Below are 25,601 nucleotides of genomic sequence, written 5' to 3'. Positions count from 1 at the left end.
CGTCCGGTTCCGGAGCCCCCGCGCAGCGCGCCGCTGCGCGGGGGCTTTTTCGTGGCCGGCACGCGGTTGCTGGCCGGGTCGACAAGGAATGGGCAGCCTGTCGCCCTCCGACCGCGCTACGGCCCGCACGGGCGCCTTCTGCGCGATTGCAGAAGCACGCGTGCGACGGCACGCTTCACGTTCGCGACGGCCCGATCCTGTTCCAGATGACGATCGGCCACGCTCACGCGCGACGCGGGTTCGGGGCGCAAACCAGCCTCCGTCAAAATCAGACGCCTCGCCCGCTGAAAAACAAAGCCCCCACGCAGCGCAACGCCGCATGGGGGCCCGTTTTCCGCCGCTTTCCGCCGACTGCTACTTCTTCGCGTTCGCGGCCTTGGCGGCCTTCGCCGTATCCGCGAGGATCTTCTCGACCCGCTCCACGTAGGTTTCGGTCCCGAACCGGCGCACCGCGGTCGCGCGGCCGCTCGCGACGAGCCGCTCGCGCAGCGCGCGGTCGCGCTTGAGCGTCGCCAGCGCATCGGCCAGCGCGGTCGCGTTGCCCGGCTCGCAGAGCAGCCCGTTGTCGCCGTCCTCGATGATCTCGACGACACCGCCCGCACGCGCCGCGACGACCGGCCGGCGCGCGAGCATCCCCTCGACGATCACGCGCCCGAACGGCTCCGGCGTGATCGACGTGTGCGCGACGACGTCGACCGCCGCCATGCAGGCGGCCACGTCGCGCTGGAACCCGAGGAAATGCACGCGCTCGTCCATCGCATGCTGCGCGACGTATTCGTGCAGTTGCGCCGCATAGTCGTCCTCGCCGAACAGCGGCGCGCCGACCAGCACCACATGCATGTCCGGATGCCGCGCGGCCGCCTCCAGCAGCACGTGCTGCCCCTTCCAGCGCGCCAGACGGCTGAACGAGCCGACCAGCCATGCGTCCGTGGGCAACCCGAGGCGCGCGCGCAGCGCGGCCTGGCTCACGCCTTCCAGCGCATCGAACGGTTCGGCCGAAATGCCGTTGAACACGACGTCGACGTGCTGCGGCGTGAAGCCCGTCAGCGCGCGGAACGCCTGCGCGGATGCGTCGGAGTTCGCGATCACGCGCGTGACGCCGAGCCGCGCGCAGTACTTGATCGCCTGCAACTGCTTGCCGCCGAAATGGTCGGTGCTGACGATGTCGCGCAAATGCCAGACCACCGGCTTGCGCGCGAGCCGCCCGGCGAGCGCGGCAACCACCATCGCCCGTTGCGTGTTCGCGTAGATCACCTCGGCGCGGCGCGCGCGCCGGGCGACGTCGCGCACCAGCCGCACGAGCTGCTTCACCGCGCCAAACGACACGCCGCCCTGCTTGCGCACGCCGGCGAGCGCGCCCTGGTCGACCACGTCGACCCGCGCGCCGATCTCGTCGAGCGCCGCGCGGAACGGGCCGTCGTCGAACAGCAGCACGTCGGCGTTCGCGCGCATGTGCTTCATGATCTCGAGCAGCGACAGCTCGGCGCCGCCGAGCACGCCGCTCTGGTCGAGCACGAGCGTCGCCGGGCCGCGCGCGGCCGGCAGCGGGGCGGCCGTGCCGCGCTGCGCGGTCGAGCCGGGCAGCGCGTGCTCCACGTAATCGAGGAAGCGCCGCCGGAACGTGTCGGCGGAAAACCGCTCCGCGTTCGCGCGGCACGCATTGGGCGTGAAGCGCAGCGGCGCGCGCTCGAAATCGTCGACGGCCGCGACGATCGCGTGCGGCGTCTGTTCATCGAAGAAAAGGCCGGTCGGGTTCAGGTTCGACTGCGGGTCGAGCACGGTCTCGAGCGCACCGCCCTTGCCATACGCGATGACCGGCGTGCCGCACGCCTGCGCCTCGACGACCGAGATCCCGAAATCCTCCTCGGCCGCAAACACGAACGCCTTCGCGCGCCGCATCCGGTCGTGCAGCACCGCGAACGGCTGGTAGCCCATGATCTCGACGTTCGGGCCGGCCTTCGCGCGAATCTTCTGCATCTCGGGGCCGTCGCCGATCACGACGAGCTTGCGCTCGGGCGTGCGCGAAAACGCCTCGACGATCAGGTCGATCTTCTTGTACGGCACCATCCGCGACGCGGTCAGGTAGAAGTCCTCCTTCACCGCGTTCAGCGAGAACGCGTCGACGTCGACCGGCGGAAAGATCACCGCCGCGTCGCGGTGGTAGACCTTCTTGATGCGCCGCGCGATGAACGCGGAGTTCGCGACGAAGCCGTCCACCGCGTTCGCGGTGCGCGTGTCCCAGTTGCGGATGTAATGAAGAATCATCCGCGCGAGCAGCGATTTCGGCCCGTGCGTGAGGTTCGACTGTTCCAGATACTGGTGCTGCAGGTCCCACGCATAGCGGATCGGCGAATGCACGTAGCTGATGTGCACCTGGTCCGGCCCGGTGAGCACGCCCTTCGCGACCGCGTGGCTGCTCGAGATCACGAGGTCGTACTCGGACACGTCGAGCTGCTCGATCGCGAGCGGCATCAGCGGCAGGTAGCTGCGGTACTTGGTGCGGGCGAACGGCAGCTTCTGGATGAACGACGTCGTCACCGGCTTGCCGCGCACGAACGCGCGATCGTCGAGGAAATCGACGAGGCTGAACAGGTCCGCGTCGGGAAAGCACGCGACGATCTGTTCGAGCACGCGCTCGGCGCCCGCATAGGTGACGAGCCAGTCGTGGACGATCGCCACGCGCAACGCACGCGCCGGCTGCCGCGCGCCGGCGCGCTCGGCCGGGTGCAGCGCGGCGGCGTCGCCGGCGTGGACCGCGGCGGCGTCGGCCGTGGCGAGATTCAGGACGGCGTGTTCCGCCAGATCGCGATTCATGCGGTTCTCCTCGCATTGAGACGGACAAACAGATCGCGCACGAGTGCGCGCAATCCCGGCGTCATCGTGAGCGACCACGCGACGTTCAGCACCAGCACGACCGCGCACATGCCGATCGACTGCACCAGCCCCGGCCATGCCTGCGCCAGGAACAGGCTCGCCAGCAGGAACGCGAGGTGCGCGAGCATGTCGAGCACGATCGCGCGCATCCGGATCGCCGACAGGTACAGCAGCACGCCGTAGTCGACGAGCGCACGCGCCGCGACGACCACCGCCGCGCCGATCAACCCGAAGTGATGAATGCCGAACCACAGGCCGCCGACGAAGAACGGCATCTCGACGAGCCCGGCGAATGCCGCGCGGGCCGGGTTGACCTGCGACTGGATCAGGATGCGCGTGACGCTCGCCTGGCCGACGAGCCACACGCTGATCACCAGCACGCGGCCGACCGGCGCCGAATGCGCGGCGAGATCGGCGCCGACCCACAGCGTGAGGAACGGTGCGAGCGCGAAGATCGCGACGATGCCGACCGGCGTGAACACGCCGTTCAGGAATTCGAGCGACTGGCGCGCGAGCGTATCCGCGTGATCGCGGCCGACCGCCGACAGGCGCGGGAACAACGTGCGCACCAGCGCGTTCGGCAGCATGTTCAGGCGCGTGACGAGGTTCTGCGGCACCGTGTAGTAGGTGACGAACTTCGCGCCCATGCCGGCGCCGAGCATCACGCGATCGAGCGTGTCGGCGATCATGCTCGTCGTGCTCGCGATCAGCATCCAGCCGCCGAAGTTGAACAGTCCCTTCGCGGTGCCCCACTGCGGCGGATCGATGCGGCGGATCCCGAGCACCTTGATGCTGGCCTGACCGAGCATCACGGCCGCAATCAGCCGCGCGACGACCGCCGCGGCGAGCACCGTCTGCAGGTTCGGCGCGATCCACCACGCGGCGCCGAGCGGCAGCAGCTGGAACAGGAACGTGCCGATCGTCTGGTTCGTGTTGAACACGCCGAACCGTTCGGCGCCGTTGATCGCGCCGGCGAACACCCACGACACGTTCGCGAGCGGAATCGCGAGCGCGAGCCACGGCAGCGCGAGATACACCTCGTGCTGCATCGCGGCCGACACCTTCGTGAAATACGCGGTGTAGACGAACGCGCCGAAATAGATCAGCAACCCGCCGACGATGCCGGTGCCGAGATTCAGCCAGAACGCGCTCCAGAATACGCGCGCGCTCTCATCGGCGTTGCCGCTCGCGAGCGCCTTCGAGATGTGGTTCTGCGCGGCCATGCTCATCCCGAGATCGAGGATCCCGAAATAGCCGATCAGCGTCCACACGAGGCTCACGACGCCGTAGCGTTCGACGCCGAGCGCGTGGATGTACGCGGGCACCGTCACCAGCGACACGAAGGTCGGCAGGATCAGCCCGATGAAGTTGATCGAAACGTTCTTGAGTATGCCTTTGTCCATGCTTTAAGCCTTGTGTGACGTTGACGCCGACGGCGCGCCGCCCGTCACGGTTTCCAGCGGTACATGAGCACCTTGCCGCGCGCGTCTTCCTCGACGAACACCAGGTACTCGCCGTTCTCGCGCCGGAACGCGCTGATGCCGAACGGCACGTCGACCCAGCCCGACGCCTTGCCGACCTCCGCGCCCGGGCTCATCACGCCGACTTCCTTGCCGGTTTCCTTGTCGTACACGTGGATCTTGCCGACCGGCTCCACCGTGAAGATGTAGCGGCCCTCGACCGTGATGCCGATCAGGTCGAGGATCGGCTTCGCGTCGAGCTGCCACGGCAGCGCGACGGTGTAGCGCACGACCGGCGAGCCGCTCGACCACTTGTCGAAACGCACCAGCACGCGGCCGACTTCCTTGTTGATGCCTGCCTGCGGCGGCGCGTCGGCCGTGTAGCCCGTCACGTACAGCGTGTCCGTCTGCGGCTCGTAGATCGCGCGGCGCAGTTGCGTGAACGGCTGCGGCATCGGGTAGGTCGTGACCTTGTCGTACGAATAGATCGGGTTGCCGGCCTTGTCGACGCCGCCATAGCCGAAGCGATGAATCCCTCGAACGTCGCTCGTGCGCCAGATGTCGCCCTTCGTGTCGACCCACCAGCCCCAGCCGCCGGCCTTCGCCTTGCCGGTCGTGTTGATCTCGGACTCGTCGGCATCGATCCGACCGTTGCCGTTCGCGTCGCGCCACAGCCAGTCGCCGCCCGGCGGCTTGTTCGGCACCTTGTCGACCGGCCGCGCGCGACCCGCGATCAGGCCGGACGGAATCGCGACCTCGCCGTCGCGCTTCGCGTCGAAGCGGTAGATCTTCAGGTGATCGGCGTACATGTCGGTCAGGTACAGGAACGTGCGGCCGTCGACACGCCGCGCGATCGGCATGCCCGGATACTGGTCGGTGTGGAACACCGGGTCGTCCGGATACTTGAAGCGGTTCGACAGGAAGCCGACGTATTTCCAGTCCTGGCCCGGCGGCTTCGACAGGTCGAGCTCGAAGCGCTTGTTGCCCGTGTACACGCTGTTCGGCCGCGCGGGGTCGAGCCACGCGCCGTCGACGAACAGCAGCCCCTGCACCTGCCAGCGCAGCTTGCCGTCCGGCGTGTAGCTTTCCAGCACCGCGCCGAGCCCCGCGCCGATCGTGTCGTGGCGCGGCCCGATCCCGTTCATCGATACATAGATGTTGCCCGCGCGGTCGACGCCGACGCCCGTCAGCCCGTTGAAGCGCTGCGGCCCCGGCCGCCCCGGCACCGGGCCCGCGAAGATGCCGCCGCGCTCGCCGAGCGTGCCCGACGGCGCATAGCCCTTGCCGCCTTTCGAGAAGATCAGGATCTGCTGGCGCGGCCCGTTGTCCGCGACGAGCACGCGCCCTTTCGCGTCGACCGCCACGTCCACCGCGTCGGTGCCTTCCGGCAGCGCCGGCGCGTCGTCGAGCTTGCGGCCGTCGGCCCGCACATGCACGAGATGCGCGGGGCCGCCGAGCGTATCGGTCAGCAGCCACAGCGTGCCGTCGCCCGCCAGCGCGATGCGGCCCGGCTCGTGCGCGCTCCACGAGCCCTTCTGCTGCATCGTCTCCGCGTCGTAGACATCCACCACGTCGCGCGACGGATTGGTCGCGAACAGCGTCTTGTCGTCGGCCGCGAGGCCGCCTACTTCCGCCTTCGCCTCACCCACTTCCGAGCGCGCGGGCGCCGACACCTCGTTCATCATCATGAAGCTCGCGGCCATCCGTGCGCGGCCGGTATCGGCGCGCCCGCCCGGCGCGACCTGCGGCGCCGCGCGAAACGGCGCGGGCTGCTTCATGTCGCCGATCGTGCGCCGCGAGATGCCGAACCACTGCTTGCCCTTGTCCGGCCAGATGCCGGGCGACTGCAGGTGGCCGCGCTCGTTGCCGACGCCGATCGCGACATACGCGTACTTGCCGTTCACCGCGATCGCGCTGCCGCCGAGGTTGCCCCAGCCGTGCGTGCCGCCGGCGAAGCCGAGCATCTTCCCGTCCTGATAGACGCTCGCCTCGGCGCCGCTCTCGTCCCACGGCGCATTCGTATACACCTTGCCCTCCGGCGTCACCGCGATCGCGCGGATGTCGATCTGCGTCCACGTGCCGTCGCCATAGCCGAACGTGTTGCCGATCCACGACGTCGTCGCGGGCAACACCGTTTCGGCCGGCACGGTGCTCGTCAGCAGTGCCGCGCATACCGTCATGCCAACCAGAATCAGACGTCGCAATGCGCTTCTCCAGACTCGATGCAACAGCGACCGGCGCCGCCACGGATCGCCCGCGGCGGCGCCCTGTCGCTAAATGGGTTTCAAACGTCGCGATGCAGGTTACAAGCAAAAATAATCACAAGAAATTTGGAAATATTTGGGGATGTTTCCGCCTGAAATATCGAGACGGAACAGCGCGTAAATGCCCGCCGAAAGCGGCAATAACGACCGCCTTTTTCGCGCCGCTGCGTAGAAAATTCCGTTCCGCGCCGCCTGCCGCGCCCCTCGGCGAGCAAACCTTTCGTCCCGTGATCGTGATAATCGGCATTTGCCTGTTTGTCCGCGGATAAATGGCCCGCGTTTTTTTACCGATTTCTTTTCCCTAGAATCGATTTCGATTTCATATTCCATTTAAAGCATGCAATACGTACACGCATCCGATGCGGGTCGTGAAGGAGCCGCGCGATGACGGCCCCGTCGCGCCCCGCCGACCTCGTCCCGCCACAACACGGCCGCATCGTGCAGCTCGACGGGCTGCGCGCGATCGCGGTGGGCGCCGTATTCCTGCAACACGCGCTGAAGGCGCCGCTATGGATGGGCGTCGATCTGTTCTTCGTGCTGAGCGGCCTGCTGATCACCGGCATCCTGCTCGATCGCAAGGCGCGCGGGCAGTCGTACTTCAGCCACTTCTACGCGCGCCGCGTGCGCCGCATCCTGCCGCCGTACGTGCTGCTGCTGCTGGTGTCGACGCTGCTGTTCGGCGCAAGCTGGCTGCCGCACTGGCCGTGGTTCGCGTTCTTCTCGACCAATATCGGGCTGTCGCTCGGCAGCATCGGCCATGACAGCCTGAACGTGCTGTGGTCGCTCGCGGTCGAGGAGCAGTTCTACATCTTCTGGCCGTTCGTCGTGCTGTGGTGCTCGGAGCGTGCGCTGCTGTGGGTCGCCGCCGCGCTGATCGTCGCGGCGCCGGTGCTGCGCGCGATCGCGACGCCGTGGTTCGATTCGTTCTGGCCGATCTACTACCTGACGCCGTTCCGGATGGACCTGCTCGCGGCAGGCGCGTTGCTCGCGATCGTGCTGCGCCGCGACCGGCGCGCGCTGGAGCCGTTCTATCCGCTCGCGATCGTCGGCGCGCTCGTGTCGCTCGCGATCCTCGGCTGGCTGCACCTGTCGTTCCCGCGCTTTCGCGCCGCGAACACGCCGCTGTCGAACGCGGCGCTCTACAGCATCTCGCTGCTGCTGTGCACGTCGATCGTCGTGATCGCGCTGCGCGGGCGCGGCCTCGTGCAGCGCGTGCTGACGAACCCGATGCTCGTCTACGTCGGCACCGTCAGCTACACCGTCTACCTGATCCACCTGAGCGTGCTGTACGCGCTGTGGCCGCTGCACCTGAACCGCTTCGTCACGGCCGCGCTCGCGCTGGCGATCACGCTCGCGTACGCGACCCTGAGCTGGTACGGCTTCGAACGGCGCCTGACGCGCGGGCCCGCGCGCCGCGCGGTGCCAGCCGCCGCCGGCACGGCTGCGTGAATTTCATCATCCAACGTTTCTACCAGGACAACGCCATGAGCCAAACGCGTAAAAAGGCCATCATCACCGGAATTTCGGGGCAAGACGGTGCGTACCTGACCAAACTGCTGCTCGACAAGGGCTACGAGGTCACCGGCACCTACCGCCGCACCAGCTCGGTGAATTTCTGGCGCATCGCCGAGCTGGGTGTCGACACGCACCCGAACCTGACGCTCGTCGAACACGACCTGACCGACGCAGGCTCGAGCTTGCGCCTGCTCGAACGCACGCAGCCGGACGAGCTGTACAACCTGGCCGCGCAAAGCTTCGTCGGCGTGTCGTTCGACCAGCCGGCGACGACCGCCGAAGTGACCGGCATCGGCCCGCTGAACCTGCTCGAGGCGATTCGCGTCGTGAGCCCGAAAACGCGCTTCTATCAGGCGTCGACGTCCGAGATGTTCGGCAAGGTGCAGGCGATTCCGCAAACGGAAACCACCGCGTTCTATCCGCGCAGCCCGTACGGCGTCGCGAAACTGTACGCGCACTGGATGACCGTGAACTACCGCGAATCGTATGGCCTGTTCGGCAGCAGCGGCATCCTGTTCAACCACGAATCGCCGCTGCGCGGCCGCGAATTCGTGACGCGCAAGATCACCGACACGATCGCGAAGATCAAGCTGGGCAAGGCGACTAAGCTCGAGCTCGGCAATCTCGACGCGAAGCGCGACTGGGGCTTTGCGCTCGAATACGTCGAAGGCATGTGGCGCATGCTGCAGGCCGACGAACCCGACACCTACGTGCTGGCGACCAACCGCACCGAAACCGTGCGCGACTTCGTGCGGATGGCGTTCGCGGCGGCCGGCTACCAGATCGAATGGACCGGCAAGGGCGAGCAGGAACGCGGCCTCGATGCGGCGACCGGCAACGTGCTCGTCGAAGTGAACCCGAAGTTCTACCGTCCTGCCGAAGTCGACCTGCTGATCGGTTGCGCGGATAAGGCGAAAAGCAAACTGGGCTGGGCACCCAAAACGACGCTCGAACAACTTTGTCAGATGATGGTCGAAGCGGATTTGACGCGGAACCAACACCATGACACGTTCTGAAACCGGGCGTCCGTCGCGCCGTGCGTTCGTCACGGGCCTGACGGGTTTCACCGGTCGCCACATGGCCGAACGCCTGCAGGCGGCCGGCTATGACGTCTGGGGCACGGTCGCGCCCGGCACGCCGCGTCCCGCCGATCCGGCATTCGCACACTGCACGCTGCTGCCCGTCGACCTGCTCGACGCGGAAGCCATGCGCGCGGCCGCTGCCGACGCACGGCCCGACGCGGTCGTGCATCTCGCCGCCCGTGCGCATGTCGCCGACGACGAACCGACGCAGACCTACGCGGTCAACATCGTCGGCACGCGCAACCTGCTGGCGGCGCTGGCCGGCCTCGACCGCCGCCCGTCGGCGGTGCTGCTGGCAAGCAGCGCGAACATCTACGGCAACTCGACGGCCGGCGTGCTCGACGAAACCGTCGCGCCCGCGCCGGCGAACGACTACGCGATCAGCAAGCTCGCGATGGAATATGCGGCGAAGCTGTGGGCCGACCGGCTGCCGATCGTGATCGCGCGGCCATTCAACTACACGGGTGTCGGCCAGAGCGATGCGTATCTGGTGCCGAAGCTCGTCGCGCACTATGCGAGCAACGCGCCGCGGATCTCGCTCGGCAACCTCGACGTGAGCCGCGATTTCTCCGACGTGCGCGACGTGACCGCCGCCTATCTGAAGCTGGTCGAAGCCGCGCCGGCCGGCGAGACGTTCAACGTGTGCTCCGAGCGTGCGTATTCGCTGAAGGAAGTACTGGCGATGCTGTCGCGGATCGCCGGCTACGTGATCGACGTGACGATCGATCCGCGCTTCGTGCGGCACAACGAAGTGAAAAGCCTGAGCGGGTCGCGCGACAAACTGCGGCGCGCGGTGGGCGAATTACCGGTCACGCCGCTCGACGAAACGCTGCGCTGGATGGTGGACGCGATGCGCGCCGCACCATCAGGGCACACCGCCGGCTGACGACGGCACAACACGCGCGCGACGGCATGCGCAGAAACGACAACGGGCCGCTCTCTCTCGAGAGCGGCCCGTTTCACCGATGCCGAGCGAAAACCGGCTGTATCGCTCAGCCGCCCAGACCACGCGCCAGATCAGCGCGAACGTCGGCTGCGTGCTCGAGGCCGACCGCGAGGCGGATCAGCCCCTCGGTGATCCCCGCCGCCGCGCGCGCTTCCGGCGTGATGCGGCCGTGCGTCGTGGTGGCCGGATGCGTGATCGTCGTGCGCGTGTCGCCGAGGTTGCCGGTGATCGACACCAGCTTCGTGCCGTCGATCACGCGCCATGCGTTCGCGCGCTGCTGCTCGGGCGTGTCGCCCTTCAGCTCGAACGACACGATCGCGCCGCCCGCCTTCTGCTGACGCTTCGCGAGTTCATGTTGCGGATGCGATTCGAGCCCCGGATAGAACACGCGCGCGACCGCCGGATGCGCGTCGAGCCAGCGCGCGATTTCCAGCGCGTTCGCCGATTGCTTGTCGACCCGCAGCGACAGCGTCTCCATCCCCTTCAGCAGCACCCATGCGTTGAATGCCGACAGCGTCGGGCCCGCGCTGCGCACGAACGGGAACACCTTGCCCATGATGAATTCCTTCGAGCCGACCAGCGCGCCGCCGAGCACGCGGCCTTGCCCGTCGAGGAATTTCGTCGCCGAGTGCATCACCACGTCCGCGCCGAGCTTCAGCGGCTGCTGCAGCACCGGGCTGCAGAAACAGTTGTCGACGACGAACAGCGCGTTCGCCGCCTTCGCGATCTTGCCGATCGCCTCGATGTCCGCGAGTTCGGTCAGCGGGTTCGACGGCGTCTCGAGGAAGAACATCTTCGTTTCCGGCCGCACCGCTTCCTGCCACGCGTTCAGGTCGGTCGGGTCGACGAAGGTCGTCGTGATCCCGAACTTGCTGAAGATCTGCGAGAACATTCCGAGCGTCGAGCCGAACAGGCTGCGCGAGCTGACGAGGTGGTCGCCCGCCTGCAGCGCGGACATCACGACCGACATGATCGCGGCCATGCCCGACGCCGTCGCGATGCACGCCTCGCCGCCCTCGAGCGCCGCGAGACGCTCCTGGAACATGGTGACGGTCGGATTCGTGAAGCGCGAATACGTGAAATAGTCTTCCGAATTCGCAAAACGCTCGGCCGCGTCGGCCGCGCTCGAGAAGCAGAAGCTCGACGTGAGGAACAGCGCTTCCGAATGCTCGTTGAAGTCGCTGCGCAGCGTGCCCGCGCGCACCGCGAGCGTGTCGAAGTTGAGGGAGTCGTCCATGTTCCGTTTTCCGTATTCGAGGGCCGCGCCGACGGTCGTGCATGAGGCGCGGCGTCGGTCAAAACCGAGGCCAAAAAGCAAAAAGCCCGCTATGCGTCGGCATCAGCGGGCTTCGGGTGCGGTACGACAGCGATCGACTCGGGCCGGCTGCCGCCGGCCTTCGCTTTAGCTGTTTTGGGAAGTTGCCCCGCGTCCGCAAGCTGATATCAAATCGACGCAAGGCCACATCCTATCACGCCTCGATCAAAGCGTGCGCCGGCGTTACTCGACCGACAGCTGCAGGTTCATCTGCGAACGCTCGGTGTCGCCGGCCGTGTCTCGATCGGCCTGCGACGCCGGCGTGAGGCGCGCGCGCTCGATCGCATCGAGGTACTCGGGCGTCACCGCGCCGGTGATGTAGTTGCCGTCGAAACACGACGCCTCGAAGCGCTCGAGCTTCGGGTTGATGTCGCGCACCGCGCGGCGCAGATCGTCGACGTCCTGATAGATCAAATGATCGGCACCGATGATCTTCGCGACTTCCTCGTCGGTGCGGCCGTGCGCGACGAGCTCACCGCGCGTCGGCATGTCGATGCCGTATACGTTCGGGAACTTCACGGGCGGCGCCGCCGACGCGAAGATCACCGACTTCGCGCCCGCATCGCGCGCCATCTGCACGATTTCGTGCGAGGTCGTGCCGCGCACGATCGAATCGTCGACGATCAGCACGTGCTTGTCCTTGAACTCGATGCTCATCGCGTTGAGCTTCTGGCGCACCGACTTCTTGCGCACCGCCTGCCCCGGCATGATGAAGGTGCGGCCGACATAGCGGTTCTTGAAGAAGCCTTCGCGATACTCGACGCCGAGCTTCGCGGCGACCTGCATCGCGGCCGGGCGCGACGAATCGGGAATCGGCATCACGACGTCGATCGGCACGTTCGGCAGTTCGCGCTTGATCTTCTCGGCGAGATAGTCGCCCATGCGCAGGCGCACGTTGTAGACCGGCACGCCGTCGAGGCACGAATCCGGACGGGCCAGATACACGTATTCGAACATGCACGGATTCAGCGTCGGGTTCTCCGCGCACTGCTGGCTGTGGAAGTTGCCGGCCTTGTCGATGAAGACGGCTTCGCCCGGCTCCAGGTCACGCACGAATTCGAAACCGATGCCTTCGACCGCCACCGACTCCGACGCGACCATCCATTCGGTGCCGTGCTCGGTTTCGAGCTTGCCGATGCAGAGCGGGCGGATGCCGAACGGGTCGCGGAACGCGAGCAGGCCGTAGCCGGCGATCAGCGACACGATCGCGTACGAACCCTGCAGGCGGCGATGCACGCCCGAGACCGCCTTGAACACCGACGCCGGATCGAGCTCGAGGCCCGTGGTCGACAGTTGCAGCTCGTGCGCGAACACGTTGAGCAGCACTTCGCTGTCGGAGTTGGTGTTGATGTGCCGGCGGTCGATCCGGAACATCTCGTCCTTCAGCTGCATCCAGTTCGTCAGGTTGCCGTTGTGCGCGAGGATGATCCCGAACGGCGCGTTCACGTAGAACGGCTGCGCCTCGGCCTCGCTCGACGCCGAGCCGGCCGTCGGGTAGCGCACCTGGCCGATGCCGTAGGTGCCGGGCAGACTGCGCATGTTGCGCGTGCGGAACACGTCGCGCACCATGCCGTTCGCCTTGTACATGTGGAAATTGCTGCCATCCGCCGTCGCAATGCCCGCCGCGTCCTGACCGCGATGCTGCAGCAGCAGCAGGCTGTCATAGATCAGCTGATTGACCGGGGATTGGGAGATAACGCCTACGATGCCGCACATGGCATGTCCTTCAGAATGACAAAATCGGTTCCGTCCTGCCCGGCCGCGTCGTCACACGCGTACGTACTGGGCCATGCCGTCGGGCAGGAGCTGCTTCAGCTCGCGCACGCCCTGTTCGGCAAAAGGACGCAATAGCGCATTGCGCCAGAAATCCTGTTTGGGCAGTTCGGTCAGCCCGGCCGCCGCGACCAGCAGCACCACCAGCACACAGCCGCGGACGAGCCCGAACATCATGCCCAGCGAGCGGTCGACGCCGCCCAGGCCACTCGCCTGCGCGATCCGCGACAGCAGCGCGTTCGCCACGCCGGCGACCAGCACGACGCCGATCACGAGCAACGCGAAGGCGATCACCCACTGCGTCAGCGCGCCGCCCGGCCAGTTCGCCGGAATGTACGGCACGACCATCCCGACGTAGCGGCCCGCGATCACGATCGCCGCGATCCAGCCGATCAGCCCGAAAATCTCGGACACGAAGCCGCGCCACGCACCGCGCAGCGCCGACAACACGATCACCGCCAATACAGCGTAGTCGAAAGCCGTCAGCATCGTGGCCTTACTGCGTCAGGCCGGCTTCGCGCACCTTCGCGATCGCGGCGGAGGCCGCCGAGCGATCCGCGAACGGGCCGGCACGCAACAGTGTAGCCGTGCTGCCGTCTGCCTGCTTGCGATGCTCGACATATGCGGGCACGCCCGCCGATTTCAACTTGGTCGCCCACGAACGGGCCGTCGCGTCGTCCTTGAACGAGCCGAGCTGTACCGCGAAGCGCGCACCGGCCGGCGACGCCGGCGACGATGCGTCGCCGCTGTCCGGGCTCGCGGCGCCGTCATTCGCGACGGTGGCGGGCTTCGGCGCGGCAGGTTTCGGCGCGGGCGCTGCGGCCGGCTTCGGCGCGGGCTTCGGCGGCGTCACGCTCGCGGTGGTGGTCGTATCGGGTTTCGCCACCGGCTTGGCGGCATCCTTCGGCGCGGGTGCGGGCGCCGGTGCGGCCGCAACGGTCGTGTCGGAGGCCGGCGGTTCGTCATGCGCGACGCCTGCCTGCACGTCGGACACATCGTCGTCGCGCGGCGCGACCGCCTGATGCGCGGGCCGGTTCGGGATGTCGATCGCGATGTCGTCGGTGACCGGCTTCGGGTGCGAATCGAGCACCATCGGCAGGACGATCACCGCGGCCACGACGAGCGCGATCGCGCCGACGAGGCGACGGCGCGCGCGTTGCTTTTCTGGAAGGGTCGGATCGAGGAGCAGGGCATCCGATTCCGGACGCTCGGTACGGCGCGAGCGTCGCTCGACGCGCTCAGTGCGCTCCGTGCGCACGTTCCGGGAGGCCCCGGTGCGACCGCCGCGCCGCGGGGGCGCGTCGTCGTCTTTCTTGCCGAACGAGAAAATTCCCATGAATGGCTGAGTCCGAAACTGCCCGTCAGTCAGTGTTGCTGCGATTTACGGTAGGCCAGCACGCCGGCAACCGTATGGAAACTGCCGAAAACCACGATTCTATCATTCTCGGATGCTCTTTTTAGTGCATCGCGAAACGCTTCCGCGGGCGACGCGTAGCGCGTCACGCTCGAATCGGGCCCCTCCTCCACGCCAGCCTTGCGCAGCGCGGCTTCGAGCTGCTCCGCCGAGGCCGCGCGCGGCAGCGGCAGGTCGGTCACGCACCAGTGGTCGATCTCGCCCTTCAGGTGCCGCAGCACACCGTCGATGTCCTTGTCGTGCATCGCGCCGAACACCGCGTACGTGTAAGGGAAGAAGCCCATGTTGCCGAGGTTCTGCTCGAGCACGGCCGACGCATGCGGGTTGTGCGCGACGTCGAGCACGATCGCCGGCTTGCCGGGCAGCACCTGGAAACGCCCCGGCAGCTCGACGTTCGCCAGCCCGAGCCGGATGTCCTGCGCGGACACCGGCAGCACCGGGCGCAGCGCCTCGAGCGCGGCAAGCGCGGCCGACGCATTGATCAGCTGATTCGCGCCGCGCAACGCCGGATAAGCGAGCGCCGGATAACGCTTGTCGCGGCCAAGGTAGCTCCATTGCTGACGCTCGGCGCCCGCCTGCGCCTCGTAGCGGAAATCGCGGCCGACCAGCCACAGATCGGCGCCGATCGCTTCGGCGTGGTCGATCAGCGTTTGCGGCGCGGCCGGATCGCCGCAGATCGCCGGCTTGCCCGCGCGGAAGATCCCGGCCTTCTCGAACGCGATCTTCTCGCGCGTGTCGCCGAGGTATTCGGTGTGGTCGATGTCGATGCTCGTGACGATCGCGCAATCGGTATCGATGATGTTCACCGCATCGAGCCGGCCGCCGAGGCCGACTTCGAGGATCACCGCATCGAGCCCGCGCGACGCGAACAGATGCAGGATCGCGAGCGTCGTGAATTCGAAATACGTGAGCGACACCGGTTCGGCCAGCGACGTGCGCGCGGCTTCGACGGCCTCGAAGTGCGGCAGCAGTTCGTCGTCGGTCACGTTCTGCCCGTTCACGCGCGCGCGCTCGTTGAATTCGAGCAGGTGCGGCGACGTATGGCAGCCGACCTTGTAGCCCGCGCGCACGAGGATCGTCTCGAGGAACGCGCAGGTCGAGCCCTTGCCGTTCGTGCCGCCGACGGTGATCACCGGGCACGCGAATTCGAGCTGCAGCGCCGCCTTGACCTGCCCGATGCGGGTCAGGCCCATGTCGATGCCGACCGGGTGCGCGCGTTCGAGATGCGAAAGCCACGCGTCGAGAGTGGGAAAAGTGCTCATCGGATCAAATCTGGATCGGTACCGCCACTACGCCAAAAAACGAAGCGCGCCGCCTGACGCTGAAGCCAGGCGACGCGCAGAGTCACAACCTTGCGCCGGTCAGGCCAGCGCGTCGGCCGGCTGTCGCTGCAGCAGCGCGAGCAACTGCGCGATCTCGTCGCGCATCTTGCGACGGTCGACGATCATGTCGATCGCGCCCGTCTTCAGCAGGAATTCGGCGCGCTGGAAGCCTTCCGGAAGCTTCTCGCGGACCGTCTGCTCGATCACGCGCGGGCCGGCGAAGCCGATCAGCGCCTTCGGCTCGGCGATCACGACGTCGCCGAGAAACGCGAAGCTCGCCGACACGCCGCCCATCGTCGGGTCGGTCAGCACCGAGATGAACGGCAGCTTCGCTTCGGCCAGCTTGGTCAGCATCGCGGTGGTCTTGGCCATCTGCATCAGCGACAGCAGGCTCTCCTGCATCCGGGCGCCGCCCGACGCGGTGAAGCAGATGAACGGCACGTGCTGCTCCAGCGCGTTCTGCGCGCCGCGCGCGAAGCGCTCGCCGACGACCGAACCCATCGAGCCGCCCATGAACGAGAACTCGAAGCAGGCCGCGACGACGGGCAGCGTGTGGATCGCGCCGCCCATCACGACCATCGCGTCGGTTTCGCCGGTTTCGTCCATCGCTTCTTTCAGACGATCGGGGTACTTGCGGCTGTCCTTGAACTTCAGCGAGTCGACCGGCACGATTTCCTGGCCGATTTCATAGCGGCCTTCCGGATCGAGCAGCCCGTCGAGGCGCTCGCGCGCGCCGATGCGCATGTGGTGATCGCACTTCGGGCACACGTGCAGGTTCGCGTCCACGTCGTTGCGATAGAGAACGGCCTCGCAGGACGGGCACTTGACCCACAGGCCTTCCGGAATGCCCTTGCGGCTTTTCGGGTCGGTCTGCTTGGTCTTCGGCGGCAACAGTTTGTCGAGCCAGCTCATCGTATGGTTTCCTGTTCCGTGGCGGGGCGGGCCGACCGGCCCGTTCCCGCTTCCTGTGTTGTGTTTACCGCGCCGTGTTGCCGGCACCGTCCAGGGCGGCGCGCAGCTCGGCGATGAACGACTTCAGCGCGGCGGCGGCACCTTCCGGCGCGGCGCTCTCGAGCAGTTGCACGAGGCGGCTGCCGATCACGACGGCGTCCGATACTTCGGCCACCGCGCGCGCCGTTTCGGCGTCGCGGATGCCGAAGCCGACGCCCACCGGAACCGGCACGCGCGACTTGATGGCCGGGATTTTACCCGCAATGCTCGAAACATCCAGATTTCCCGCGCCGGTCACCCCCTTGAGCGACACGTAATACACGTAGCCGCTCGCGATCTTGCCGACGTCGGCGATGCGTTCGTCGGTCGACGTGGGCGCGAGCAGGAAGATCGGATCGATCTGCGCGGCACGCATCTTTTCCGCGAACACGCCCGCCTCTTCCGGCGGATAGTCGACCACCAGTACGCCGTCGACGCCAGCCGCGTGCGCTTCGGCCGCGAACGTGTCGACGCCCATCCGTTCGATCGGGTTCGCATACCCCATCAGCACGACGGGGGTTTTGGGGTCGGTTTCGCGAAAACGCTTCACGTCGGCGAGCACGCTCTTCAACGTGACGCCGCGCGCGAGCGCGCGTTCCGACGAGCGCTGGATCACGGGGCCGTCGGCCATCGGATCGGAGAACGGCACGCCGAGTTCGATCACGTCCGCGCCGCCTGCGGCGAGCGCGTGCATGAATTCGACGGTTTTCGCGGGATCGGGGTCGCCGGCCGTGATGAACGGGATCAGGCCCTTACGGCCTTGTTCGGCGAGCGCGGCGAAGGTCTGCTGAATACGGGACATGGCAATTTTTCCTAGATGCGTTCGGCGATGCGGCGGCGCGATTCACGCGCACGCCGGCGCGGCGAGCGCGCTCACGCGCTCGTGCGCGATCGCACAATAGCTTTCGTTGATCTCGTAGCCGACGAAGTCGCGCCCCTGCCGTGCGCAGGCCACCGCGGTCGTGCCGCTGCCCATGAACGGATCGAGCACGCGGCCGCCCGGCGGGCAGCTCGCGAGCACCATCCGCTCGATGATTTCGAGCGGCTTCTGGGTCGGATGATCGACGCGCTCCGCGTGCTGCCGGTGCAGGCGCGAGACCGACCAGACGTCCTTCGGGTTGTAGCCCATCTCCAGCCACTTGCTGCCCTCGAACAGCTTGCGCGAGCGGGCCTTCTTCGTGTCGGCGTCGTACGGGATGCGGACCGGATCGAGATCGAAGTAATACGCCTTGGAAACCGCGAAAAAGCCGATGTTGTCGTGCACCGACGTGAAACGGCGCGTCGTGCCGCCCATGCTCGGCACGCGCCGGTCCCAGATGATCTCGTTGACCATCGTGAGCTGCGTCTTCAGGAAACTGAAGATTTCCGGCGCGTACTGCCACGTGCAGAAGATGTACATCGACCCGCTCGGCTTCAGCTTCGGAATCGCCAGTTCGAGCCACCCGCGCGTCCACGCGAGGAAATCGTCGCCCGAGCGCTTGTCCGAATCGTTGCCGTAGTCCTTGCCGAGCCCGTACGGCGGATCGGCGACGATCAGGTCGATCGACGCGTCCGGCAGGTGCGCGGCATCGGTCAGGAAATCGCGGTTGTGCAGTTCGATACCGGACGGCAGCGCGCGCGGCACGGCAGCGGCGGGCTGAACCGCCTCCGCCTCGCTCGCGGCGCCGCCGCCCGGCTCTTCGATTAGGTCACGCATCGGTCGGGGTCAGAGCTCGATGCCCGATCGCTCGGCGACCGTGTGCATGTCCTTGTCGCCGCGGCCCGACAGGTTGACGAGCAGGATCTTGTCCTTCGGCAACGTCGGCGCGAGCTTCACGCCATACGCGATCGCGTGGCTCGACTCGAGCGCGGGGATGATTCCCTCGATCCGGCAGCAGTCGTGGAACGCCTTCAACGCTTCATCGTCGGTGATCGGCACGTACTGCGCGCGGCCGCTGTCCTTCAGCCATGCGTGCTCGGGGCCGACGCCCGGATAGTCGAGGCCCGCCGACACCGAATGCGTCTCGATGATCTGGCCGTTGTCGTCCTGCAGCAGGTAGGTGCGGTTGCCGTGCAGCACGCCCGGGCTGCCGGCGATCAGCGATGCCGCGTGATGGCCCGTGTCGAGGCCGTCGCCGGCCGCTTCGACGCCGATCAGCTGCACCGATTGGTCGTCGATGTACGGATAGAAGATGCCCATCGCGTTCGACCCGCCGCCGACGCAGGCGATCACGGCATCCGGCTGCCGGCCGGCGAGTTCCGGCATCTGCACCTTGCACTCGTCGCCGATCACGCGCTGGAAGTCGCGCACCATCATCGGGTACGGGTGCGGGCCCGCGACCGTGCCGATGATGTAGAACGTGCTTTCGATGTTCGTGACCCAGTCGCGCATCGCTTCGTTCAGCGCATCCTTCAGCGTGCGCGAACCCGATTCGACCGGCACGACCGTCGCGCCCAGCAGCTTCATCCGGTAGACGTTCGCGGCCTGCCGGCGCACGTCCTCCGAGCCCATGTAGACGACGCATTCCATCCCGAAGCGCGCGCAGATCGTCGCGGTCGCGACGCCGTGCTGGCCGGCGCCCGTTTCCGCGATCACGCGCTTCTTGCCCATGCGCTTGGCGAGCAGCGCCTGGCCGATCACGTTGTTGATCTTGTGCGCACCCGTGTGGTTCAGGTCCTCGCGCTTCAGGTAGATCTGCGCGCCGCCGAGCATCTCGCTCCAGCGCTGCGCGTGATAGATCGGCGACGGGCGGCCGACGAAATACTTCAGCTCGCGCTCGAATTCGGCGACGAAGTCGGGATCGTTCTGGAACTTTTCATACGCCGCGCGCAGTTCGTCCAGCGCGTGAATCAGCGTCTCGGCGACGAACACGCCGCCATACGGGCCGAAATGGCCGCGATCATCAGGAAGGTTGTACATGGTGTCTCTCTCGATCGGTCGGTGCGCCCGCTTTCGGGGCCGCACCGGCTTGCATCACCCGGCGTCCGCTTCGCGCACCGCGCGTACGAACGCCGCCATCCGGGCGTGATCCTTCACGCCCTTCGCGCCCTCCACTTCGATGCCACTCGAGACATCGACAGCAAACGGACACAGCTGGCGGATCGCATCACCGACGTTTTGCGCGTTCAAGCCACCACTCAAAACGGCCCGACGCGCGAGCTCTGCGGGAATAAGAGACCAATCGAAGACCTTGCCGCTACCGCCGTAATCCGGCACCAAAGTGTCGAACAGGAGGCCGCGCGCTTTCGAATAATGAAGAGCCGATTCTACCAAATCGGCACGCTGCGTCGAGGGGCCGACGCGAACCGCGCGAAGCCACGGCAGGCGGGCCGCGCGGCCGAGCGCGTCGCACTGCGCCGGCGTCTCGTCGCCGTGGAGCTGCAGCATCGTGAGCGGCACGTCGCGCACGACGGCTTCGATCTCGGCTTCCGTCGCATTCACGAACAGCCCGACCACCGACACGAACGGCGGCGCCAGGCTCGCCAGCTCGGCCGCCTGCGCGATCGTCACCGCGCGCGGGCTCTTCGGGTAAAACACGAGGCCGATCGCGTCGGCGCCGAGCGCCGCCGCGTGCAGCACGTCCTCGGGGCGCGACAGCCCGCACAGCTTGATGCGCGTGCGCGGCGGCAGGACGGCCGCGGCGGAAGTCGAAGAAGACACGGCGTGCTCCGTCATGTTTGTGGGTCCAGATCCGCCCAGACGCTGCTCCACGGCACGCTGCCGAGCTGCGCGGGCGGGACGGCGAATTCCGCCGGGTAGCCGACGTGGGCGAGGTACAGCCCGTCGGCCATGAACGTCGGGGCCGCGAGGTTGCGGTCGCGACCGGCCAGCACGTCGGCGAGCCAGTCGGCCGGATAGCGGCCGCGCCCGACCGCGACGAGACAGCCCATCAGGTTACGCACCATGTGATGCAGGAACGCGTTCGCGCGGAAGCGGAAATGGAGGAAATGCCCCGCGCGCCGCACGTCGATCTGATACAGGTGTTTGACCGGCGTCTTCGACTGGCATTCCGACGACCGGAACGACGAAAAGTCGTGCTCGCCGATCAGGTGCGCGGCGGCGGCGCGCATCGCGTCGTCATCGAGCGGCGTGTGGATCCAGCCCGCGCGCCCGGCCAGCATCGGCGAACGCACCGGATGCACGTACAGCGCGTAGTAATAGGTGCGCTCGAACGCCGAGAAGCGCGCATGGAACGTGTCCGGCATCGGCTTCGCCCACTGCACCGACACGGTCGGCGGCAGGAACGCATTGGTGCCGCGCACCCACGAGAACACCTCACGCTCGAGATCCGTGTCGAAATGCACGACCTGCCCGAGCCCGTGCACGCCGGTATCGGTCCGCCCGGCCACCGTCGTATGCAGCGGCACCCGCGCGAACTCGGCCAGCGCATGTTCGAGCCGGTCCTGCACGGTCTTGCCGTGCGGCTGCGCCTGCCAGCCGCAGAACGCCGCGCCGTCGTACTGGATGCCCAGCGCGATCCGCATCACGCCTCGTCCGCCAGTTTCGCGAGCAGCGCGCGGGCATCGTCGCGCGTCGCGGCGTCGTTCGCGTCGACCACTTCCTGCAGCAGCGTCCGCGCGCCGGACAGGTCGCCCAGTTCGACGTACTCGGCCGCGAGGTCGAGCTTGTTGCGGGCGATGCGCGCGAGCTCGTCCGGCGTGAGCGCGGGCAACGCGACGCCCGGCGTGGACGGGAGGTCGAGATCGAAGTCGAGCTTCAGCGCGCCGAACTGCGCGCCGCCAAGCGGCGGCAGCGAAGTTGTCGCAGGCGGGATACCCGCCTGGCCGACAGGCGTCGCCGCGTCCGGATCCCAGTCGAACTCGTCGTCCTGGTCGGCTGGATGTTCCGGTGTCGTTTCAGCCGCACTCATCGGCGGGTGCTGGGCGGCTTGACCGTTAGTTGCAATTTCATCGGCGTCGGACTGCGGTGCGCGCGCAGACGGTTCCTCCGCCGCCGTCGACGGCTCGTCCCCCGTCCGCGGCGGCAACGGCATGTCGAGACTGTTGAGCGCGCTGATCGCGTTCTGCATCAGTGCCGCGTGCTGCGCGTCGGTGCTCGAAGGCGCAGCAGGTGCGGTAGGTGCGACGGTCGGCTCGGCCGGCTCATCGGCGGCAGGAGGTTCTTCCGCCGGTTCTGCGTCGTGCGGGGTCTCAGCCGAAACCGGGGTCACCTCGTTCGCGGCCGACACGACAGCGTCAGCAGCCGGCAGTTCGGGCGACTCGTCGCGCAGCGCCGCCATTTCGGGCGCGGGCGACGTATCCGCTGCCGGCGGCTCGATCGTCTCCGCCGCGGCGGCAGTCGCCTCGGCGAGATTCATGTCGGCTGCCGCATCGCGTGCGACCGGCATCTCGGGCGTGATCGGCAGTTCGGGTTCGACGGACGGCGCGGCTTGCGCTTCTGCAGCAGCGGCGGCGCCTACTGCAGCCGCGGTCGCAGCAGAACCCGCCTCACCCGCGCGGCGCCCCTTCCGGCGTTTGCGCCACGCAAAGCCGGCCGCGAGCACGATCACGGCAGCGCCGGCCGCGGCGGCCGGGCGCCAGTCCATCTGTTCGGTACGACGCGCCGGGGTCGCGACAGGCGCGACCGGTTGCACGGACGCCGATGCCGGTTGCGGCGCACTGGCTGCCGCTCCCGACGCGGCTTCGTCCGCCCTCGCTGCAGCGGCCGATGCACCCGCGTCACTCGCGGCCGCAGGCGCGGCGGGCGCCGGAGCAGGCGCGACGCCGGTCGTCGTCGCCGGCTTGCCGATGCCGTGCTTTTGCAACTCCATCAGCACGCGGTTCTTCAACGCGAGCAATTGCTGCAGGCTCGACGGCCGCGGCTGCGACGCACCCACGGCGGGCGCTGCGCCGGCCGGCTCGCGCAGGCCGGAAACGGGGTTGCCCGGCATCGACTGCGCCGTGGCCTCGCTCGCGGACGACGGCGCCGACTGGATCGCACCGCTCCATACATGCGGACCGCTCGCCCCGCCCGTGGGCGCAGCCGGCTGCGTGCCATCGACAGCCGACGCGCCATGGGTAGCCGACGCGCCGATCGACGCCGAAACGCCGCTCGAAACGGACGCGCCCGCCGCTGCCGCCGTCGCGGCACTCGCCCCGCTCGCCGAAGCCGCATGCGCGGCCGGCGCCACCGGCGCGGGTTGCGCGGCCGAACCGGAATGCGGCGCGGATGCGCCGTACTGCGCGATCGCCGCCCCGCCCGATGCGGCGGCGGGCGCGGACGCGGCCGCCGTACCCGACGCAGCGGATGCGCCGGCCGGCGCGAGCGCCGCGCCGGTGGCGTCGAGCGCGGGCACCGTCAGCGTCGCGCCGACTTTCAAACGGCTCGCATCGCGCTTCATGAACGCCTGCGGATTGGCGTCGAACAGCGCACGCCCGGCGCGCGCGAGCACGGCCGGATCGTGCGATTGCGTGGCCGCCTTCGCGATGTCGTTCAGCGACTGGCCCGGCTGGACCGTCACGGTAAGCGGTGCGGCGGCGCCGACGCCGGATGCCGGCAGGTCGCCGGTGCCGACGGCCCACGCCGATGCGGCTGCGCCGAGCGCCAGGATCGCCAGCGCGCCACGCACGGCGCGCGACAGACGGGACTGGCGCGGAAACAAGGAAATTCGGGACATCGTTGGCTCTATCGCCGCGCACGGGCGCGGCTCGGATTCGCGGTTGGAAGCGTCAATAAAGTGCCGCAGAAATGCAAAAGCGTCGCGCGGAACGCGACGCTTTCGGCGGGTCTGTGCGTCGTAACCGCGTAGTTTACTTCACACGATCGGATTCCGGCCGAATTCGTCGCCCGACACGTACGGCCGGGGGTACGGCCGGGCGCAGGCGGGCGCTCGTGCCGCGCGAGTCCGCGTGCCCGCAGCCCATGTACCCGATCGGTCAAAACGACCTGCGTACCTCAGTTGAAAGCCGTCTCGCGGCAACCTCGCGCCCCGCTCGAATGACGCAGCTTTCTTGCGCTCAGCGGGCGTCCGCCGCAGGGTCGCAGCGACAGAATCGAAAACGCGGCCTCGACAATTCACCTCGCCCGTCGTTAATGAATGAGCAGCCGCAAAAATCAAAACCCATTCCGACCAACGCCCCACTCCGCTCCAATCAATTCCAATTCGTCGATAAGAAGGCAATTTCCCTCTCTTATAGGAGAAGTAAAAATCCACACCACCAAATCCCCGCCCCGTATGGCTTTGGCCGCCTTCCGCACGCTCCATTGCCCATACAAAATCGATTTTTTCTGCATTAATTCAATTGCATCACACAAAATTACACAGACCCAATAATTCCCGTCGATACGATCGCCTTCAAACAGGAATCGGTACATGTCGACCCCGCGCTCGCCCATGCCGGAAAGGCCGGAATTACCAGGCGAATGCGCAGACGATCAAGACCCAGCAGGCCGTCGACCACACGCTGCTGAACCTGCGCTGAATCGCGCATGAAAAACGCGCCGCGCCGGCCCCGAATCTCGAGGCCGACGCGGCGCGTCGTATCGTGCAGCCGGCCCGCAGGCCGGACAGCCGGCGTGCTTACTTGTCGAGCAGGATGCGCAGCATGCGGCGCAGCGGCTCGGCCGCGCCCCACAGCAACTGGTCGCCGACCGTGAACGCCGACAGGTATTCGCCGCCCATCGCGAGCTTGCGCAGGCGGCCGACCGGCACCGTCAGCGTGCCGGTGATCTTCGCCGGCGACAGGTCGCGCATCGACGCTTCACGCTCGTTCGGCACGACCTTCACCCAGTCGTTCGCCGATGCGAGGATGCCGTTGATCTCGTCGAGCGGCACGTCCTTCTTCAGCTTGATCGTCAGCGCCTGCGAGTGGCAGCGCATCGCGCCGATCCGCACGCACAGGCCGTCGACCGGGATCGAACCCGGCTCGCCCATCGCCGGCTTGCCGAGGATCTTGTTGGTTTCCGCGCCGCCCTTCCACTCTTCCTTCGACATCCCGTTGCCGAGATCCTTGTCGATCCACGGAATCAGCGAACCGGCGAGCGGCACGCCGAAGTGGCTCGTCGGCATCGCGTCGCTGTTCATCGCGGCCAGCACGCGGCGGTCGATGTCGAGGATCGCGGAAGCCGGATCGGCGAGCTGTTCCTGCACCGCGCCGTTCAGCGTGCCCATCTGCGACAGCAGCTCGCGCATGTTCTGCGCGCCCGCGCCCGATGCGGCCTGGTAGGTCATCGCGGTGATCCAGTCAACGAGGTTCTCGCGGAACAGGCCGCCGAGCGCCATCAGCATCAGGCTGACCGTGCAGTTGCCGCCGATGAAGTTCTTCGTGCCCTTGACGAGCGCGTCCTTGATCACGTCGAGGTTGACCGGATCGAGGATGATGACCGCGTCGTCCTGCATCCGCAGCGACGATGCCGCGTCGATCCAGTAGCCGTTCCAGCCGGCCGCGCGCAGCTTCGGGAAGACCTCGTTCGTGTAGTCGCCGCCCTGGCACGTGATGATCACGTCGCACTTCTTCAGCTCGTCGACGTTGGTCGCGTCCTTGAGCGTGGTCTCGTTTTTCGCGAACGACGGCGCCTTGCCGCCCGTGTTGCTGGTGCTGAAAAACACCGGTTCGATCAGGTCGAAATCGCCCTCTTCCTGCATGCGCTGCATCAGGACGCTGCCGACCATGCCGCGCCAACCTACGAGACCTACGTTCATGACTAACCCTTTGCTTTGAATGGAG

General features: G+C 67.4%; 21 protein-coding genes. 3 read left to right on the top strand and 18 right to left on the bottom strand.

Features of this window, described 5'->3' with window-relative positions; all coding sequences use genetic code 11:
- Nucleotides 1-354 precede the first annotated feature (354 nt).
- The 4 genes from CFB89_RS20320 to CFB89_RS34990 all read right to left on the bottom strand — a co-directional run bounded on the left by CFB89_RS20320 (nt 355) and on the right by CFB89_RS34990 (nt 6,928).
- On the bottom strand, nt 355-2,814 hold the full coding sequence (locus CFB89_RS20320) for a glycosyltransferase family 4 protein (RefSeq protein ID WP_179233485.1): 2,460 nt from the start codon (nt 2,812-2,814) through the stop codon (nt 355-357).
- Nucleotides 2,811-4,277 carry a flippase gene (locus CFB89_RS20315; RefSeq protein ID WP_050011262.1) on the bottom strand — a complete coding sequence of 489 codons (1,467 nt, stop codon included), beginning with the start codon at nt 4,275-4,277 and terminating at the stop codon, nt 2,811-2,813. The genes CFB89_RS20320 and CFB89_RS20315 overlap by 4 nt, the downstream gene beginning before the upstream one ends.
- A gap of 44 nt (nt 4,278-4,321) precedes the next feature.
- Nucleotides 4,322-6,514 (bottom strand): hypothetical protein, encoded by a 2,193-nt coding sequence (locus CFB89_RS20310; protein WP_179233493.1) that lies wholly within the window; start codon nt 6,512-6,514, stop codon nt 4,322-4,324.
- 123 nt (nt 6,515-6,637) lie between these two features.
- Nucleotides 6,638-6,928, bottom strand: coding sequence for a hypothetical protein (locus CFB89_RS34990; RefSeq protein WP_179233484.1), 291 nt, complete (start codon nt 6,926-6,928; stop codon nt 6,638-6,640).
- Between the two features lie 54 nt (nt 6,929-6,982).
- On the opposite strand from CFB89_RS34990, the gene CFB89_RS20305 reads away from it, so the two are divergent.
- Genes CFB89_RS20305 through CFB89_RS20295 form a run of 3 tightly spaced genes read left to right on the top strand, consistent with a single transcriptional unit; the run spans nt 6,983 to nt 10,081 of the window.
- Complete coding sequence (locus CFB89_RS20305) at nt 6,983-8,047, top strand: acyltransferase (RefSeq protein WP_089469391.1); 1,065 nt, start codon at nt 6,983-6,985, stop codon at nt 8,045-8,047.
- A 35-nt stretch (nt 8,048-8,082) separates the two neighbouring features.
- On the top strand, nt 8,083-9,129 hold the full coding sequence (gmd, locus tag CFB89_RS20300; RefSeq protein ID WP_011548084.1) for a GDP-mannose 4,6-dehydratase: 1,047 nt from the start codon (nt 8,083-8,085) through the stop codon (nt 9,127-9,129).
- The gene (locus CFB89_RS20295; RefSeq protein WP_089469390.1) at nt 9,116-10,081 is read left to right on the top strand and encodes an NAD-dependent epimerase/dehydratase family protein; all 966 of its coding nucleotides are present in this window, start codon (nt 9,116-9,118) and stop codon (nt 10,079-10,081) included. Before gmd ends, CFB89_RS20295 begins: the two co-directional genes overlap by 14 nt.
- A gap of 106 nt (nt 10,082-10,187) precedes the next feature.
- Here CFB89_RS20295 and CFB89_RS20290 read toward each other — a convergent pair whose 3' ends face one another.
- From CFB89_RS20290 to asd, 14 genes are all read right to left on the bottom strand, one after another.
- Entirely contained in the window at nt 10,188-11,378 is a 1,191-nt protein-coding gene (locus tag CFB89_RS20290) for an O-succinylhomoserine sulfhydrylase (RefSeq protein WP_089469389.1), read from the bottom strand.
- A gap of 261 nt (nt 11,379-11,639) precedes the next feature.
- Nucleotides 11,640-13,172: an amidophosphoribosyltransferase gene (gene purF, locus CFB89_RS20285; protein WP_069618451.1), complete on the bottom strand. Its 1,533-nt coding sequence runs from the start codon at nt 13,170-13,172 to the stop codon at nt 11,640-11,642.
- A gap of 51 nt (nt 13,173-13,223) precedes the next feature.
- Nucleotides 13,224-13,718 carry a CvpA family protein gene (locus CFB89_RS20280; protein ID WP_089469388.1) on the bottom strand — a complete coding sequence of 165 codons (495 nt, stop codon included), beginning with the start codon at nt 13,716-13,718 and terminating at the stop codon, nt 13,224-13,226.
- 7 nt (nt 13,719-13,725) lie between these two features.
- A complete protein-coding gene (locus CFB89_RS20275) occupies nt 13,726-14,565 on the bottom strand; it encodes an SPOR domain-containing protein (protein ID WP_089469387.1) in 840 nt (279 codons plus the stop codon).
- A gap of 29 nt (nt 14,566-14,594) precedes the next feature.
- Nucleotides 14,595-15,905: a bifunctional tetrahydrofolate synthase/dihydrofolate synthase gene (folC, locus tag CFB89_RS20270; protein ID WP_089469386.1), complete on the bottom strand. Its 1,311-nt coding sequence runs from the start codon at nt 15,903-15,905 to the stop codon at nt 14,595-14,597.
- Nucleotides 15,906-16,004: 99 nt separating this feature from the next.
- Nucleotides 16,005-16,877, bottom strand: coding sequence for an acetyl-CoA carboxylase, carboxyltransferase subunit beta (accD, locus tag CFB89_RS20265; protein ID WP_089469385.1), 873 nt, complete (start codon nt 16,875-16,877; stop codon nt 16,005-16,007).
- A gap of 64 nt (nt 16,878-16,941) precedes the next feature.
- Nucleotides 16,942-17,757: a tryptophan synthase subunit alpha gene (trpA, locus tag CFB89_RS20260; RefSeq protein ID WP_089469384.1), complete on the bottom strand. Its 816-nt coding sequence runs from the start codon at nt 17,755-17,757 to the stop codon at nt 16,942-16,944.
- Between the two features lie 42 nt (nt 17,758-17,799).
- Nucleotides 17,800-18,651 carry a site-specific DNA-methyltransferase gene (locus CFB89_RS20255; protein ID WP_089469383.1) on the bottom strand — a complete coding sequence of 284 codons (852 nt, stop codon included), beginning with the start codon at nt 18,649-18,651 and terminating at the stop codon, nt 17,800-17,802.
- A gap of 9 nt (nt 18,652-18,660) precedes the next feature.
- Nucleotides 18,661-19,854, bottom strand: a complete 1,194-nt coding sequence (gene trpB, locus CFB89_RS20250) for a tryptophan synthase subunit beta (protein WP_089469382.1) — start codon at nt 19,852-19,854, stop codon at nt 18,661-18,663.
- 54 nt (nt 19,855-19,908) lie between these two features.
- Nucleotides 19,909-20,610, bottom strand: coding sequence for a phosphoribosylanthranilate isomerase (locus CFB89_RS20245; protein ID WP_089469381.1), 702 nt, complete (start codon nt 20,608-20,610; stop codon nt 19,909-19,911).
- On the bottom strand, nt 20,607-21,419 hold the full coding sequence (gene truA, locus CFB89_RS20240; protein ID WP_179233483.1) for a tRNA pseudouridine(38-40) synthase TruA: 813 nt from the start codon (nt 21,417-21,419) through the stop codon (nt 20,607-20,609). The genes CFB89_RS20245 and truA overlap by 4 nt, the downstream gene beginning before the upstream one ends.
- Entirely contained in the window at nt 21,419-23,551 is a 2,133-nt protein-coding gene (locus CFB89_RS20235; protein ID WP_089469379.1) for a FimV/HubP family polar landmark protein, read from the bottom strand. Before CFB89_RS20235 ends, truA begins: the two co-directional genes overlap by 1 nt.
- Nucleotides 23,552-23,988: 437 nt before the next feature.
- Nucleotides 23,989-24,249, bottom strand: a complete 261-nt coding sequence (locus tag CFB89_RS34985) for a hypothetical protein (protein WP_179233457.1) — start codon at nt 24,247-24,249, stop codon at nt 23,989-23,991.
- A 205-nt stretch (nt 24,250-24,454) separates the two neighbouring features.
- Nucleotides 24,455-25,576 carry an aspartate-semialdehyde dehydrogenase gene (gene asd / locus CFB89_RS20230; RefSeq protein WP_089469378.1) on the bottom strand — a complete coding sequence of 374 codons (1,122 nt, stop codon included), beginning with the start codon at nt 25,574-25,576 and terminating at the stop codon, nt 24,455-24,457.
- Between the last annotated feature and the right edge of the window lie 25 nt (nt 25,577-25,601).

This window comes from Burkholderia sp. AU16741 (assembly GCF_002223345.1).
GTDB lineage: Bacteria > Pseudomonadota > Gammaproteobacteria > Burkholderiales > Burkholderiaceae > Burkholderia > Burkholderia sola.
This window is presented reverse-complemented; position numbering and strand designations above follow the sequence as displayed.